General features: G+C 52.7%; 16 protein-coding genes. 7 read left to right on the forward strand and 9 right to left on the reverse strand.

Going from position 1 to position 14,358, the window contains the following annotated elements; all coding sequences use genetic code 11:
• Positions 1 to 269: 269 nt before the first annotated feature.
• The 4 genes from ACVCAM_RS04225 to hslJ all read left to right on the forward strand — a co-directional run bounded on the left by ACVCAM_RS04225 (position 270) and on the right by hslJ (position 3,372).
• Entirely contained in the window at positions 270 to 1,670 is a 1,401-nt protein-coding gene (locus ACVCAM_RS04225; protein WP_407223405.1) for a cytochrome ubiquinol oxidase subunit I, read from the forward strand.
• Complete coding sequence (gene cydB, locus ACVCAM_RS04230) at positions 1,670 to 2,680, forward strand: cytochrome d ubiquinol oxidase subunit II (RefSeq protein ID WP_257183847.1); 1,011 nt, start codon at positions 1,670 to 1,672, stop codon at positions 2,678 to 2,680. Before ACVCAM_RS04225 ends, cydB begins: the two co-directional genes overlap by 1 nt.
• Positions 2,680 to 2,808 (forward strand): DUF2474 domain-containing protein, encoded by a 129-nt coding sequence (locus tag ACVCAM_RS04235; RefSeq protein ID WP_008501283.1) that lies wholly within the window; start codon positions 2,680 to 2,682, stop codon positions 2,806 to 2,808. Before cydB ends, ACVCAM_RS04235 begins: the two co-directional genes overlap by 1 nt.
• Before the next feature lie 126 nt (positions 2,809 to 2,934).
• Complete coding sequence (hslJ, locus tag ACVCAM_RS04240) at positions 2,935 to 3,372, forward strand: heat shock protein HslJ (RefSeq protein ID WP_008501282.1); 438 nt, start codon at positions 2,935 to 2,937, stop codon at positions 3,370 to 3,372.
• Here the strand turns inward: hslJ and ACVCAM_RS04245 are convergent, their stop codons facing one another.
• Positions 3,373 to 3,639 (reverse strand): putative hemolysin, encoded by a 267-nt coding sequence (locus ACVCAM_RS04245; protein ID WP_008501281.1) that lies wholly within the window; start codon positions 3,637 to 3,639, stop codon positions 3,373 to 3,375. It lies immediately after the preceding gene.
• Between the two features lie 272 nt (positions 3,640 to 3,911).
• Here ACVCAM_RS04245 and nifJ point away from each other — a divergent pair, with 272 nt between their 5' ends.
• The gene (nifJ, locus tag ACVCAM_RS04250; protein WP_025910830.1) at positions 3,912 to 7,436 is read left to right on the forward strand and encodes a pyruvate:ferredoxin (flavodoxin) oxidoreductase; all 3,525 of its coding nucleotides are present in this window, start codon (positions 3,912 to 3,914) and stop codon (positions 7,434 to 7,436) included.
• 388 nt (positions 7,437 to 7,824) lie between these two features.
• A complete protein-coding gene (ompC, locus tag ACVCAM_RS04255; RefSeq protein ID WP_008501279.1) occupies positions 7,825 to 8,985 on the forward strand; it encodes a porin OmpC in 1,161 nt (386 codons plus the stop codon).
• Positions 8,986 to 9,323: 338 nt separating this feature from the next.
• Here ompC and ACVCAM_RS04260 read toward each other — a convergent pair whose 3' ends face one another.
• The 7 genes from ACVCAM_RS04260 to ACVCAM_RS04290 all read right to left on the reverse strand — a co-directional run bounded on the left by ACVCAM_RS04260 (position 9,324) and on the right by ACVCAM_RS04290 (position 13,145).
• Positions 9,324 to 9,401, reverse strand: coding sequence for a hypothetical protein (locus ACVCAM_RS04260; protein ID WP_223239581.1), 78 nt, complete (start codon positions 9,399 to 9,401; stop codon positions 9,324 to 9,326).
• 68 nt (positions 9,402 to 9,469) lie between these two features.
• The gene (locus tag ACVCAM_RS04265; RefSeq protein WP_407223407.1) at positions 9,470 to 9,892 is read right to left on the reverse strand and encodes a GFA family protein; all 423 of its coding nucleotides are present in this window, start codon (positions 9,890 to 9,892) and stop codon (positions 9,470 to 9,472) included.
• A 2-nt stretch (positions 9,893 to 9,894) separates the two neighbouring features.
• Positions 9,895 to 10,092, reverse strand: coding sequence for a hypothetical protein (locus ACVCAM_RS04270; RefSeq protein WP_008501277.1), 198 nt, complete (start codon positions 10,090 to 10,092; stop codon positions 9,895 to 9,897).
• A gap of 39 nt (positions 10,093 to 10,131) precedes the next feature.
• Positions 10,132 to 10,581, reverse strand: coding sequence for a hypothetical protein (locus tag ACVCAM_RS04275; protein WP_447093535.1), 450 nt, complete (start codon positions 10,579 to 10,581; stop codon positions 10,132 to 10,134).
• Positions 10,582 to 10,759: 178 nt separating this feature from the next.
• Positions 10,760 to 11,113, reverse strand: coding sequence for a DUF1294 domain-containing protein (locus ACVCAM_RS04280; RefSeq protein ID WP_032667215.1), 354 nt, complete (start codon positions 11,111 to 11,113; stop codon positions 10,760 to 10,762).
• A 95-nt stretch (positions 11,114 to 11,208) separates the two neighbouring features.
• Entirely contained in the window at positions 11,209 to 12,732 is a 1,524-nt protein-coding gene (locus ACVCAM_RS04285) for a cyclic diguanylate phosphodiesterase (RefSeq protein ID WP_348581250.1), read from the reverse strand.
• A gap of 203 nt (positions 12,733 to 12,935) precedes the next feature.
• The gene (locus ACVCAM_RS04290; RefSeq protein ID WP_126287803.1) at positions 12,936 to 13,145 is read right to left on the reverse strand and encodes a hypothetical protein; all 210 of its coding nucleotides are present in this window, start codon (positions 13,143 to 13,145) and stop codon (positions 12,936 to 12,938) included.
• A 288-nt stretch (positions 13,146 to 13,433) separates the two neighbouring features.
• On the opposite strand from ACVCAM_RS04290, the gene ACVCAM_RS04295 reads away from it, so the two are divergent.
• On the forward strand, positions 13,434 to 13,844 hold the full coding sequence (locus ACVCAM_RS04295) for an ASCH domain-containing protein (protein WP_407223408.1): 411 nt from the start codon (positions 13,434 to 13,436) through the stop codon (positions 13,842 to 13,844).
• A gap of 33 nt (positions 13,845 to 13,877) precedes the next feature.
• On the opposite strand, the gene ACVCAM_RS04300 is transcribed toward ACVCAM_RS04295, so the two are convergent.
• The coding region (locus tag ACVCAM_RS04300; RefSeq protein WP_447093536.1) for a GNAT family N-acetyltransferase at positions 13,878 to 14,358 on the reverse strand (481 nt) is incomplete at its 5' end.

Here is a 14,358-nt window from a genome sequence, read left to right on the forward strand (position 1 = left end):
ATGAGAACTGCTTTATAAAACTACGTCAGATATTTATTTGGACTCAAAACCAGAAGGCCATTAACGCACGACGCTGACGACAAAGCAAGCGGTTTAATGCGGAAAATTCATAAAAAGAATGTTTTTATTCCACAACGGCGAGGTATATCAGATGGCCAAAGCGTGAAATTTACGCCAACTGTTATGGTTAAAATTCGCTTTTCTGCGTCTGCTCGTCCGATCTTCGCCCCTATACCATAACAGCACACCGTTTGACATTGAGGCTGTGCATGTTTGGTTTAGATGCTTTTCACCTTGCGCGGATACAGTTTGCCTTTACCGTATCCTTTCACATCATTTTCCCGGCCATCACCATTGGTCTCGCAAGCTATCTTGCCATGCTCGAAGGGCTGTGGCTGAAAACAAAAAATCCGGTCTGGCGCTCGCTATACCATTTCTGGTCGAAGATTTTTGCCGTCAATTTTGGCATGGGCGTGGTCTCCGGGCTGGTGATGGCGTACCAGTTTGGCACCAACTGGAGCGGCTTTTCGCAGTTTGCGGGCAGTATTACCGGCCCGCTTCTGACCTATGAAGTGCTTACCGCCTTCTTCCTCGAAGCCGGGTTCCTCGGCGTGATGCTGTTCGGCTGGAATAAAGTCGGGCCGAGGCTGCACTTCTTTTCCACCTGCATGGTGGCACTGGGGACCATTATCTCCACCTTCTGGATCCTCTCCTCCAACAGCTGGATGCAAACCCCGCAGGGCTATGAGATCGTCAACGGTCAGGTGGTGCCGGTAGACTGGTTCGCGGTGGTGTTTAACCCCTCCTTCCCTTACCGCCTGCTGCACATGTCGATAGCCGCGTTCCTGAGCAGCGCCCTGTTTGTTGGCGCATCCGCGGCATGGCATCTGCTGCGCGGGAATAATACCCCCGCCATCCGGGCAATGTTTTCAATGGCGCTGTGGATGACGCTGATTGTCGCGCCCCTCCAGGCCATGGTGGGCGATATGCACGGGCTGAACACCTTAAAGCACCAGCCCGCGAAAATTGCCGCCATTGAAGGTCACTGGGAAAATCCACCGGGCGAGCCTACCCCGCTACTGCTGTTTGGCTGGCCGGATATGGAACAGGAGCGCACCCGCTTTGGGCTGGAGATCCCGGCGCTGGGAAGCCTTATTCTGACACACAGTCTGGATAAACAGGTTCCGGCGCTCAAAGAGTTTCCAAAGGAAGACCGCCCAAATTCCACCATCGTCTTCTGGTCGTTCCGCATTATGGCGGGCCTGGGCATGCTGATGCTGCTGCTTGGGGTAACGGCACTCTGGCTGCGCTATAAAAAGCGCATTTATTCTTCCCGTCCTTTCCTGTGGTTTGCCCTGCTGATGGGGCCCTCCGGGCTGATTGCTATTCTGGCCGGGTGGATCACCACCGAAGTGGGCCGCCAGCCGTGGGTGGTCTATGGGCTCCAGCGCACGAAGGATGCGGTTTCTGCCCATGGCGATTTGCATATGAGCGTGAGCCTGCTGGCCTTCTTCGTCGTTTACACTTCGGTATTTGGCGTGGGTTACAGCTATATGGTGCGCCTCATCCGAAAAGGCCCGCAGCCGCATGAATCTTTCGCCACCGAGTCCGACGGACGTCCGGCGCGCCCGCTTTCTGCCGTCACAACTGAACATAAGGAGCAGCCGTAATGGGTATCGATCTTTCCATTATCTGGTTTGTGATCATCGTCTTTGCCACGCTGATGTATATCGTGATGGACGGTTTTGATCTGGGGATTGGCATTCTGTTCCCGGCCACGCAGAACGCCGACGATCGCGATGTGATGGTTAACAGCGTCGCGCCGGTCTGGGACGGGAATGAAACCTGGCTGGTGCTGGGCGGGGCCGCCCTGTTCGGCGCCTTTCCGCTGGCCTACGCCGTGATTATCGATGCCCTCACCATTCCGCTCACATTAATGCTGATCGGTCTTATTTTTCGTGGCGTAGCGTTTGAGTTTCGCTTTAAAGCCACGCCAGCACACCGTCCTTTCTGGGATAAGGCGTTTATAGGCGGTTCCATTCTGGCGACGTTTACCCAGGGCGTGACGGTGGGCGCCGTCATTAACGGCTTTAGCGTCACCGGCCGGGCCTATATCGGCGGCCCCTTTGACTGGTTTACCGCGTTTAATCTGTTTTGCGGCGCGGGCCTGGTGGTGGCCTACGCGCTGTTAGGCTCGACCTGGCTGGTAATGAAAAGCGAAAATGCATTGCAACAGCGGATGCGTCAGGTATCGAAAACCCTGTTAATCGTGCTGCTGGCGTTTATTGCGGCGATCAGCCTCTGGACACCGCTGGCGCAGCCGGCCATCGCGGCGCGCTGGTTTACGCTGCCGAACCTGTTCTATCTGCTGCCCGTCCCGGCCCTGGTGGTGATTTTTAGTTTGTATCAGTGGCGCTGCCTGAATAATCCCGACAGCCATAGCCGACCGTTTATCCTGACGCTGGGGCTGATCTTCCTCGGCTTTAGCGGGCTTGGGATCAGCATCTGGCCGCACATCATTCCACCGTCAATCACCCTGTGGCAGGCCGCCGCACCGACGCAAAGCCAGGGCTTTATGCTGGTCGGCGCGCTGTTGATCATTCCCGTTATCCTGGTCTACACCTTCTGGAGTTACTACGTATTTCGCGGCAAAGTTCGGCATGGGGAGGGTTATCACTGATGCAACAACCGGTCTGGAAAAGATTACTGTGGCTGGCCATTATCTGGGGCGGCAGCGTACTGGCGCTGGCTGCGGTCAGTATGCTCTTCCGTATGCTGATGACGGCGGCAGGGTTTAAATCACATTAACGTCATCCCGGGCAACCGCTGCGTTGCCCGGCTCCTCCCCGCACTTTCAGATAAACCCCATTAACGCATGGCAGAGTATCGTTACACTGGAAAAAGATTCACGGTGTTTATAGTTTGAGAAGAAAAATGAAAAAGCTCATTGCGTTAAGTGTTATCAGTCTTGTCCTTACCGGCTGCGTTAATCCGGGTAAAGCCTCCGTTCAGCCGGAGCAACTTAAGAACCACCGCTTTGTGCTGGAAAGTGTGGACGGTAAGGCCGTGAAGACCGCGACAACGCAACCTGAGATCGGTTTTAGCGCACTGCCAGATATCAGTCTGGTGAATAACATCAGCGTTTCTGGCCAGATGTGTAACCGCTTCAACGGACAGGGGAAATTGTCCGAAGGCGAGCTGAAGGTGAAAACGCTGGCCATGACGCGCAAGCTCTGTAGTGAGCCGCAGCTTAACGAGCTGGATCAGGCCATCGGCGACATGCTGCGCAAAGGCGCGCAGGTCGACCTGACTGAAGACCAGTTAACGCTGGCGACAGCCGATAAAACGCTGATGTTTAAGCGTGCAGAATAATCAGTAGTTACCGCAGGTTCCAACGGCAAGCGACTGTTCACTACAGCGTTTGCCGTTTGGCAAGGCGCACATCCCAATAGCTGAACCATCAAGCTGGCGAGCTACCGACAGCGAACCGCCAATCATCGCGCAGTTGGCCTGACCGGAGCTGGACATCGCGGCTTTCATACCCGGCACCACGTGCGCGGCCGTTGCCTGCTGGACAGGTTCACTGCTGCATGCCGACAACAATAATGCGGCACACCCTACCAAAAATGCTGAGCGCATGCTCTCTCCCCCATGAATAATGCGAAACCTATGCATAATAGGCATCCCATCCCGTGTCGTCGAGAGCGGAAGTGCGTATTTATGCGCTCCTGAAACAATTTCTCGCAATTTTTCTGCCAAAAGTTTGATCTACACATTGATGGCAGGAATAACGAGGACACAAAAGCGAAAATCGAAAAATCCCCCGTTTGCTAGAATACACAGATAATATTCAGGGTTTGTTGCCGTAATACAGACCCCTATTTTTTTGCGCAATGTAAGGGTGCTGTCCTATGCAAACTATTGACGGTAATGGTGCAGTTGCCTCAGTCGCGTTTCGCACCAGTGAAGTTATCGCCATCTACCCGATTACGCCAAGTTCTACCATGGCTGAGCAGGCGGACGCCTGGGCGGGTAACGGGTTAAAAAACGTCTGGGGCGATGTCCCGCGAGTGGTTGAGATGCAGTCTGAAGCCGGTGCAATTGCCACGGTGCACGGCGCGCTTCAGACCGGGGCGCTTTCCACGTCGTTTACCTCTTCCCAGGGATTGTTATTAATGATCCCGACGCTGTACAAACTTGCCGGACAACTGACTCCCTTCGTTCTGCACGTCGCTGCGCGTACCGTTGCCACCCACGCGCTCTCTATCTTTGGCGATCATTCTGACGTGATGGCCGTTCGCCAGACCGGCTGCGCGATGCTGTGCGCCAGCAGCGTTCAGGAAGCCCAGGACTTTGCCCTGATTTCGCATATCGCCACGCTCAAAAGCCGGGTGCCGTTTATTCATTTCTTTGATGGTTTCCGTACGTCTCACGAAATTAACAAAATCGTCCCGCTGGCTGACGAGACAATTCTGAATCTGCTTCCGCAGGCGGACATTGACGCGCATCGCGCCCGCGCTCTGAATCCGGAACACCCGGTGATTCGCGGCACGTCGGCGAACCCGGATACCTATTTCCAGTCCCGCGAGGCCACCAACCCGTGGTACAACGCGGTTTACGACCATGTTGAACAGGCGATGAATGACTTTGCTGCCGCAACGGGTCGGGAATACAAACCCTTTGAGTATTACGGCCATCCGCAGGCGGAACGGGTCATTGTGCTGATGGGATCGGCCATTGGCACCTGCGAGGAAGTTGTTGATGAGCTGCTGACGCGCGGCGAAAAAGTTGGCGTGCTGAAAGTGCGTCTCTATCGGCCGTTCTCGGCGAAACATCTGCTCTCTGCGCTGCCGGAAAGCGCGCGTACCGTTGCGGTGCTCGATCGCACCAAAGAGCCGGGCGCGCAGGCGGAACCGCTGTATCTGGATGTGATGACCGCCCTGGCCGAGGCCTTTAATCATGGCGAACGTGAAACGCTGCCGCGCGTGATCGGGGGGCGTTACGGTTTGTCCTCCAAAGAGTTCGGACCGGACTGCGTGCTGGCGGTCTTCAACGAGCTCAGCGAAGCGAAGCCCAAGCCGCGCTTTACCGTCGGCATTTATGATGATGTGACGAATCTGTCCCTGTCGTTGCCGGAAAACACCCTGCCCTCGACCGCCAAACTCGAGGCGCTGTTCTATGGTCTGGGCAGTGACGGCAGCGTCTCCGCGACCAAGAACAACATCAAAATCATCGGGAACTCCACGCCGTGGTACGCCCAGGGGTACTTCGTCTATGACTCCAAGAAAGCCGGCGGCCTGACCGTTTCCCACCTGCGGGTGAGCGAACAGCCCATACGCTCTGCGTATCTAATTTCTCAGGCTGATTTTGTTGGCTGTCACCAGCTGCAGTTCATTGATAAGTACCAGATGGCCGAGCGCCTGAAACCTGGCGGTATTTTCCTCCTGAATACGCCATACAGCGCGGATGAAGTCTGGTCGCGCCTGCCGCAGGAAGTGCAGGCGGTGCTGAACCAGAAAAAAGCCCGTTTCTATGTGGTTAACGCGGCGAAAATTGCCCGCGAATGTGGCCTTGCCGCGCGTATCAATACCGTTATGCAGATGGCCTTCTTCCATCTGACGAATATCCTGCCGGGCGACAGCGCGCTGGCGGAACTGCAGGGCGCGATTGCCAAAAGCTACAGCAGCAAGGGCCAGGAGCTGGTCGAACGTAACTGGCAGGCGCTCGCGCTGGCGCGCGAGTCGCTGTTTGAGGTCCCGCTGCAGCCGGTCAACGCCGCAAGCCCGAACCGCCCTCCGGTGGTGTCTGATGCGGCACCTGATTTCGTGAAGACCGTGACGGCGGCGATGCTGGCCGGGCTGGGTGATGCCCTGCCCGTCTCTGCCCTACCGCCGGATGGCACCTGGCCGATGGGCACCACCCGCTGGGAAAAACGCAACATCGCCGAAGCGATCCCCATCTGGAAAGAAGATCTGTGTACTCAGTGCAACCACTGCGTGGCGGCCTGCCCGCACTCTGCCATTCGCGCCAAAGTGGTGTCGCCGGAAGAGATGGAGGCCGCCCCGGCCAGCCTGCATTCCCTGGATGTAAAATCCCGCGATATGCGCGGACAGAAATACGTTCTGCAGGTCGCGCCGGAAGACTGCACCGGCTGTAACCTGTGCGTCGAGGTTTGTCCGGCGAAAGACAGGCAGAACCCGGAGATTAAAGCCATCAATATGATGTCGCGTCTGGAGCACGTCGAAGAAGAGAAAGTGAATTATGACTTCTTCCTGAATCTGCCGGAAATCGATCGCAGCAAACTGGAACGCATTGATATTCGCACTTCGCAGCTGATCACGCCGCTGTTTGAATACTCCGGCGCCTGCTCGGGCTGCGGTGAAACACCGTATATCAAGCTGCTTACCCAGCTGTACGGTGACAGGATGCTGATTGCCAACGCCACCGGCTGTTCGTCTATCTATGGCGGCAACCTGCCCTCTACGCCGTATACCACTGACGCCAACGGCCGCGGTCCCGCGTGGGCCAACTCGCTGTTCGAGGATAACGCCGAATTTGGTCTGGGCTTCCGCCTGACCGTTGACCAGCACCGCGCGCGCGTGATGCGCCTGCTGGAGCAGTTTGCCGGGCAGATCCCCGCCGGGCTCAATGACGCGCTTCACGCCGACGCGACGCCAGAGGTACGTCGTGAGCAGGTTGCAGAGCTGCGTCAGGCGCTTCAGGGCGTGGCGGGCGCTGAACAGCTGCTGACCGACGCGGACGCCCTGGTCGAAAAATCGATCTGGCTGATTGGCGGCGACGGCTGGGCTTATGACATCGGCTTTGGCGGGCTGGACCACGTGCTAAGCCTGACCGAAAACGTCAATATCCTGGTGCTGGATACGCAGTGTTATTCCAACACCGGTGGTCAGGCGTCGAAAGCCACGCCGCTGGGTGCCGTCACGAAATTCGGTGAGCACGGGAAACGCAAGGCACGCAAAGATCTCGGGGTGAGCATGATGATGTACGGTCACGTTTACGTCGCGCAAATCTCGCTGGGGGCACAGCTTAACCAGACGGTGAAGGCGATCCAGGAGGCGGAAGCGTATCCCGGCCCGTCGCTGATCATTGCCTACAGCCCGTGTGAAGAGCATGGCTACGACCTGGCTCTTAGCCACGATCAGATGCGACAGCTAACCGCGACCGGCTTCTGGCCGCTGTACCGGTTCGATCCGCGCCGTGCGGACGAGGGTAAATTACCGCTGGCGCTGGATTCGCGTCCGCCGTCAGATGCTCTGGCCGAGACGTTAATGCAGGAACAGCGCTTCCGTCGCCTTAACGCGCAGCAGCCGGAAGTGGCCGAACAGCTATGGAAAGACGCTGCGGCAGATCTGCAAAAACGGTATGACTTCCTGGCGCAGCTGGCGGGTAAAGCCGAAAAATCGACCAGCGACTAGTCTCTCTGCCCGGCGCGTCCGGGCATTTTTTTGCCATAAAAAAACCCGGTGTATTCACACCGGGCGAATCCAGATAATCATTAAATATCTATTTAGTTCCCTAAATATTATTCATGCGAATTATGGATAAATAATCTTAAAGGCATATAACGCCATCAAGAATAGCTTAATTCATACCTGATTAATAATTTTAATTTATTATGTTTAGCCTTAAAGCATTCACCAAACCAATGACCATTACCGTTGATGTATTCAGTTTAGATTTTACTTAGTTCGTAACAATTATAATTTATTACTCTTACACGGGAGTGATTTAGCATGAGACAACTTTCGCATTCGGAAAGTTCAACAGGTAATTAAATAAAAACAACCGCAAAGGAATATCAAAATGCAAAGAAAAGTACTGGCCCTGATGATTCCGGCTCTGTTAATGGCTGGCGCAACTCATGCAGCAGAGATTTATAATAAAGACGGTAACAAATTAGATCTGTACGGAAAAGTAGATGGTCTGCACTATTTCTCCGATGATAAAGGCGCTGACGGGGATCAAACCTACATGCGTCTGGGCTTCAAAGGCGAAACCCAGATCAACGACATGATGACTGGCTACGCACAGTGGGAATACAACATTCAGGCCAATAACACCGAAGGGTCTGATAACCAGTCCTGGACGCGTCTGGCCTTCGCCGGTATCAAAGTGGGTGACTACGGCTCCTTCGATTACGGTCGTAACTATGGCGTACTGTACGACGTGGAAGGCTGGACCGATATGCTGCCTGAGTTCGGCGGCGACTCCTACACCAAAGCCGACAACTTCATGACCGGCCGCGCCAATGGCGTAGCAACCTACCGTAACACCGACTTCTATGGTCTGGTGCAGGGTCTGAACTTTGCGCTGCAGTATCAGGGCAAAAATGAAGGCAGCAACTGTGACGAAAATGGTTGTTCTCAGGAAGGAACGAACAACCGTTCTGATAACAACATTCGTAACCAAAACGGTGACGGTTTCGGTATCTCCACAACCTATGACTTTGGCATGGGGATTACTGCGGGTGCAGCGTATACCTCTTCAGATCGTACTAATGACCAGGTGATCGCAGGCACCGGTGCAGCATCTCAATATGCTGGCGGCGATAAAGCGGACGCATGGACCGCGGGTCTGAAATACGACGCTAACAATATCTACCTGGCGGCAATGTACTCTGAAACCCGCAATATGACGCCATACGGTTCCAGTGACAGCACTTCAGGCGGCGGTATTGCCAACAAAACCCAGAACTTCGAAGTGACCGCACAGTACCAGTTCGACTTCGGCCTGCGTCCGTCCCTTTCCTACCTGCAGTCTAAAGGCAAGGACCTTGGCAACGGCCAGGGCGACCAGGATCTGGTTAAGTACGCTGACGTCGGCGCAACCTATTACTTCAACAAAAACATGTCCACCTACGTTGATTACAAAATCAACCTGCTGGATGAAGATGACAGCTTCTACAAAAACAACGGCATCGGCACGGATGATGTCGTGGCACTGGGTCTGGTTTACCAGTTCTGATTGCCAGAGCCCGCATCAGTATGCGGGCTCACCCATCTCTTGACGTTCGTCACAAAAAGCAGGTTCTGAAATCACGTGGTTGAGGGTAAGTTGAGGTAAAGCTGTTTAAACTCAGGTGATAGCCTTTCCATCACTAAGGATAACAGCGTTGTTTGGTCGTGTATCCGTTGTCGTACTAACTCTTTTAGCGCTCATCTGGATGGCGTTAATTTTTGATTTTGCTGATATTGTCGGGCATCTCAGTGCTGTGTTGAACCACCTGGATGGCGGTTAACATTATTCCCTGAGAAATGAAAAGCCACCAGCAGTGCCGGTGGCGGGAAAACGCACAGATTGCGTTATTTTTTCACGGGTTGAGGCTTTTTATCACCTGATTCAGGGGCCTCACGCGGATCGTCTTTTTCAACACAAAGCATAGTTTCTCCTGTTTCAGATAACCACCCTCCACTATAGCCAGGCTAATTACAGAGTGGCCAGGCGGCAATTACGCCTGACCTGTTCCTTTCTTGCGAAAAGAGAGGTAGCCAAACACCCCGCTATCTCCATCCGAGGGATGGTTAACCCCGTCCATCACCTTCACTTCAGGGAAATCGAACGGAGAGACGTTATCAAAGCAGGCCACATTCACGCCGTATTCGTTTGGATTAGAACGCCGCTGATGGAACGTGTAAATTCCGCACACCGAGCAGAAAAAGTGCCGTGCCGTTCCCGTATTGAAGCGGTACTCCGTGAGCTTATCCTCACCTTTGGTCACGGTAATCCCTGACAGCGGCGCAGAGACGACGACCGCACCCCGCATGCGACAAAAGGAACAACTGCAGCGCCGCGCGGTATTCAGGCCATCCGTTAGCGCAACGGTAAAGGCCACCGCGCCACAATGGCACTGCGCATGACGAATATCAGCCATGGCTAGATCCCCTTCCTCACCAGGTCAGCAGCCTTGACGAAAACCTCATCCTCTACACCATCGCCTTTCTGCCTGCCGAGCCTGACCAGCTCATCAACAATGCTGTCGCGATCGATTGGTTTCTGGGCAGAAACCAGCCCAATAACGGCCGCCCCAATCGCCAGCCCCACTAATCCTGTTTGTTCGTCTTTGTTCTTCATACTCATGCTCCTGATACAACAAACAAGCGTAGCATGATTTTAAAAGCGCGGGGTTAGCCCGTATTTTGGCGCTTTGATATTTGCTGCCCAAATTTTGATATCGTTTTGCAGGAGAATAGTGAAATCAGATTTCAGATGCGTCACCATGCCATTAACGCTGTCCGCATCCACCACTGAAAAATGTTCAATTCTGTTCTTTCCTATTTGGACACAATTATATTTGGCGGGCAGCACTTTACCATTCACATTAAGCGGTAGATTATTCTCACCACAGCGGCCTTCCGTAATATATGACACCAGCAAATTAGCGGATTTTCTCCCAGGCTGGGATACGCTCACCATGACGGGAAAACCTTCCGAGGTCTGCGTCATATCATAAAGCACCGCATTTTTCATATACCAGGTATTATATTCCCGCTTCTGAAAAGCGGACCAGGCAGGTGCAGAATAAAGCACCAGCGCTGCCAGCGTAATAGAGACTATTTTCATGGGATGTTGCCGTCCGTGTTGTTGCACGTATTATTCAGATTGTGCAAAAAACAGCAACAACTTAAGAATAGTCCTACTACTATTGGCAGTGATAGAGGATTTATTCACGACGCACTATCCGAATGACCGTTCTTATCAACGTAGTGCTGGCATCTGAAAAACTCAGGTTAACTTGATGTCAAAACGACCATAAAGAAGAAACAGGCGAGAAATGGTAAACCGCCGCCATCACGGCGATGCTGACGACAATGCTTAAGAAAAAGTAGGTTTTAAACGGCTGCTTTTGTGTTTTATGGCGAAAGAGCTGTTGGCCCACAATCGCGCCAGGCCAGCCGCCCGTTACGCCAAATACCAGCAGCGTGGCTTCCGGAACCCTGCGCATGCCTTTCCGCGCCGCTATTTTATCGGCGCCATACATGACCAATGTCAGCATATTGATCAGCAGAAACCACATAGCCAAAGGGCTCGAGGTAAAAAGACTGCCGATCGCAGCAAAGAGCAGGAGTAAATAACAAACGCGATTGAGGGTCATAGTACTGGCCAGAGAAGAGTTGAGCGGTTTTCGACGCCGCATTATACGCTACTTATGAATGTATCGGGCGGGAATTGCTGACAACGGGACAAACGTCACTCCACCCTCACTTTAACCTTTGGCTTCGATAACAGAATTTTTATCAACTCCTTAAAAGGAACGGGTTTGTAGAAGAAATAGCCCTGTAAAAACGTGATGTTATTGCGCATGAGGTAATCAAGCTGTTCCTGGGTTTCAACCCCTTCCGCCACAATACGGATTGACAGTTTTTTTGCCAGTTCCAGTACCGAATCCAGGATCAGGGTGGAATCCTCATTGGCATTCACTCTGGCAACAAAGCTTTGGTCGATTTTAATGTAATCGATGTGCAGATCCTGCAGGTAGGACAGGCCGGAATATCCCGTTCCAAAATCATCCAGGGCAATGGCAAACCCTATTTCATGTAGCGCATTCAGGGTCTTAACGAGATGTTCATCTACGTGGAGAGGTTCACGCTCGGTCACCTCCACAACGAGATTAAGATCCTGTTGAACAAAGCTGCGCTTGTAATTCAGACACTCTTCAAAAAAGGTAGAGGCAACGATATGAGACGCACTGAAGTTAATCCCGACATGAAATCCTTCCGGCAGCAGCGTAGAAATTGCATTCATCTGCGTTGCAACCTGACGCATTAAGCTTTGGGTTAAGGGAATGATTAGCCCTGTTTTTTCAGCAAGAGGAATAAATGACGAGGGAGAAATAAACCCGGATTGCGGATGCTTCCATCTTGCCAGCACCTCTACACCGCGCAAGGTGCCCTCTTTTCCGCTCACGACGGGCTGGTAATAGGGAATAATTTCATTTCTGTAGATGGCAGTCCGCAGCGATTCTTCCGGCGAAATATCCTTAGACAGATATCGCAGCAGAAGATAAGCAGAAAGAGAGGAAACGAGCAGCAGAAATAACACCACTCCACCGGCCTGGTCGAATAATCGCGTTAGGCTAAAAAGAGGCGGAGCGTTAAATTGAATCGCGAAGGCATAATCAACGTCTTTTACCGTCAGAACATCGTTGTTTGAATGGGCTGCCGTCAAGACATCGCCAGATTGGCCTAAACGACGATTGCCGACCAGCAGCGAATACGCCACGCCACGTAGTGGCATATTCAGCGCATCCCGAATATGGCTGTCGCTGATGCTCACCATGATTCGGCTTCCGGCATGATTTGTCTGGTATAAGAGAACCGGCAGGCCGTTGACCGTACTTTTCGATGGAACAAGTAACAATGGCGCTTCAGGCAGCGCTGACCCGTTAACCAACAACACGCGGTTTCCCGGCAAGGAGGAACACCAGACCACATCTTTTTTCAGAATAACGATCGTTCTCAGATGGGGTTGTAATGCCGCTTCAGTGCCGAGCCGATACTGTCCTTCAGCATCACACTCATTCTCAGCAAGCCGCATTGCAACCTGGGTCGCATGATGCGCTTCTGTAAGAATGACGTGCATATTCCTGACGACGTAGTGCGCCCCGGCAAGGCTGTCAGCCCGCGCCGAGTACCAGACCTGGATATTGATGATAAAAACGCCCAGCACAAAAATTGCCGTGGCTGCAGCTATGGAGATAGGTGCGTGGCGCATTCAGGATTCTCGACTCGAGTGACGTTGCCGCTTCGGTGATGCTGAAGTGATTGAATTATCTTCGCCTTAAGCATGGTTGATAAAGAAAGAAATACCATGTCCGCCGTCAGAAATTTTCCCGCAAACCAGGCTCCATCTTTGCACCTTCTCAAATGGGTAAATAAAAAGGCCGCCGAACGGCAGCCCTGGTTGTTAAGTGCTTATTAGTATTGCTTTATTGTCTTGACCGGCGTTCTTTCTGACCAGTCAGGCCGCTCGCCAGCCATGATTGCACGCTGTTGTGATGGCGTCACAGACTGCGTTATTTCAGGCATCGACTTGTATTCAGGTTGCTTAGGTGGGTTGAGAACCAGATCGGAGCTACAGCCTGACAGCAGCAAAACCGCCAGTAGAGATGTATTAAGCTTGAACACGCTAACCCCTTCCAATGGGATAAAAGTTACAGAAAATGCGTGGTGCCGATAGCATCCCGATGACTCGTTACTGATTATAACGTCACGCGCCGGGGTGCAGGCAGCAGATTCACCACACAGATACCCCCATAAGAATATATTTACACAACCAATGCATGCAACCCTTTGTATTCCAGGCAGCCTGTGTACAAAAGTAGAAGGAAAGCCGATTACGCTTCAAATATCGAGGGAGTTTATGTTAAAACCGCTATTATGTTTCTTATGGTCAAGGGTTGAGAAGGGATTTCAATGGTTAAGGTTGAGGAATTAAAAACGAAGTACCCAGGCGCAGCGGCCTGGCAAATGGGTGACAACCCGGAACTGGCGAACGCGCTTGCGGACCTGATTAAAAAAGGGCTCAAAACGGCCACCTGCGGATCTTTTGCCTCGTACTCGCAGGATGTCTCTGCTCCACGGATAGGAAGCTACAACATAATCCTTGATGGTCAGAATGTCCCGGTCTGTGTGATCCGGCTGGTTTCCATGCGACTGGTGCGTTTTTGCGATGTTAATGAGAAATTCGCTCGCAAAGAGGGTGAAGGTGATTTAAGCCTTGAATACTGGCGGAAAGAGCATCAGGGATTTTTCTTCCGCGAAGGCCATTTTTCTGAAGATATGGAACTGATCGCAGAAGAATTTGAATTGGTTGAGGTGCTGTAAGCTGAGATAAAGTGGCAGTTATGTGTCGCTTAATTAAGCAGGCTTACTCATGTTAAGCTCGTACACAACGCATTCCGTATCGTAATGCCGCTCTATGGCTTTATAAGACATACCTAACCTTTTCATTACACGCTGCGATGCGATATTTTCTGGATCGGCCACGGCCACCAGATAAGATGCTCCCACCCGTTCTACAGCGTAATCAACGATCGCTTTCGCTGCCTCTGTAGCATAGCCTTTGCCATTGTGTTCAGGCACGAGGCGCCAGCCAATCTCTAATGGTGCCCCCTCCACGTTCGCCAGGTGCTGGAGGCATGCTGCACCAACGATCGCACCAGAAGATTTCTCTCTGATAGCCCACCACGAGAAGTGATACTTATCCCAGCGAGCCTGCACCCTTCTGATGCCCTCCCTGGTTTCTTCGGGCGTTTTAACGATACCCTTATTGATATAGCGCATCACCTCAGCATCACTATCCATTACCCTTAAGCCTTCATAATGTGAATCATTAAAG

This window comes from Enterobacter sp. CFEC122, assembly GCF_052983755.1.

What these genes read in the sequence shown, in the direction of transcription:
- ACVCAM_RS04225 (WP_407223405.1), top strand. Translation starts at nt 270, where the DNA reads ATGTTTGGTTTAGATGCTTTTCACCTTGCGCGGATACAGTTTGCCTTT.
- cydB (WP_257183847.1), top strand. Translation starts at nt 1,670, where the DNA reads ATGGGTATCGATCTTTCCATTATCTGGTTTGTGATCATCGTCTTTGCC.
- ACVCAM_RS04235 (WP_008501283.1), top strand. Translation starts at nt 2,680, where the DNA reads ATGCAACAACCGGTCTGGAAAAGATTACTGTGGCTGGCCATTATCTGG.
- hslJ (WP_008501282.1), top strand. Translation starts at nt 2,935, where the DNA reads ATGAAAAAGCTCATTGCGTTAAGTGTTATCAGTCTTGTCCTTACCGGC.
- ACVCAM_RS04245 (WP_008501281.1), bottom strand. Translation starts at nt 3,639, where the DNA reads ATGCGCTCAGCATTTTTGGTAGGGTGTGCCGCATTATTGTTGTCGGCA.
- nifJ (WP_025910830.1), top strand. Translation starts at nt 3,912, where the DNA reads ATGCAAACTATTGACGGTAATGGTGCAGTTGCCTCAGTCGCGTTTCGC.
- ompC (WP_008501279.1), top strand. Translation starts at nt 7,825, where the DNA reads ATGCAAAGAAAAGTACTGGCCCTGATGATTCCGGCTCTGTTAATGGCT.
- ACVCAM_RS04260 (WP_223239581.1), bottom strand. Translation starts at nt 9,401, where the DNA reads ATGCTTTGTGTTGAAAAAGACGATCCGCGTGAGGCCCCTGAATCAGGT.
- ACVCAM_RS04265 (WP_407223407.1), bottom strand. Translation starts at nt 9,892, where the DNA reads ATGGCTGATATTCGTCATGCGCAGTGCCATTGTGGCGCGGTGGCCTTT.
- ACVCAM_RS04270 (WP_008501277.1), bottom strand. Translation starts at nt 10,092, where the DNA reads ATGAAGAACAAAGACGAACAAACAGGATTAGTGGGGCTGGCGATTGGG.
- ACVCAM_RS04275 (WP_447093535.1), bottom strand. Translation starts at nt 10,581, where the DNA reads ATGAAAATAGTCTCTATTACGCTGGCAGCGCTGGTGCTTTATTCTGCA.
- ACVCAM_RS04280 (WP_032667215.1), bottom strand. Translation starts at nt 11,113, where the DNA reads ATGACCCTCAATCGCGTTTGTTATTTACTCCTGCTCTTTGCTGCGATC.
- ACVCAM_RS04285 (WP_348581250.1), bottom strand. Translation starts at nt 12,732, where the DNA reads ATGCGCCACGCACCTATCTCCATAGCTGCAGCCACGGCAATTTTTGTG.
- ACVCAM_RS04295 (WP_407223408.1), top strand. Translation starts at nt 13,434, where the DNA reads ATGGTTAAGGTTGAGGAATTAAAAACGAAGTACCCAGGCGCAGCGGCC.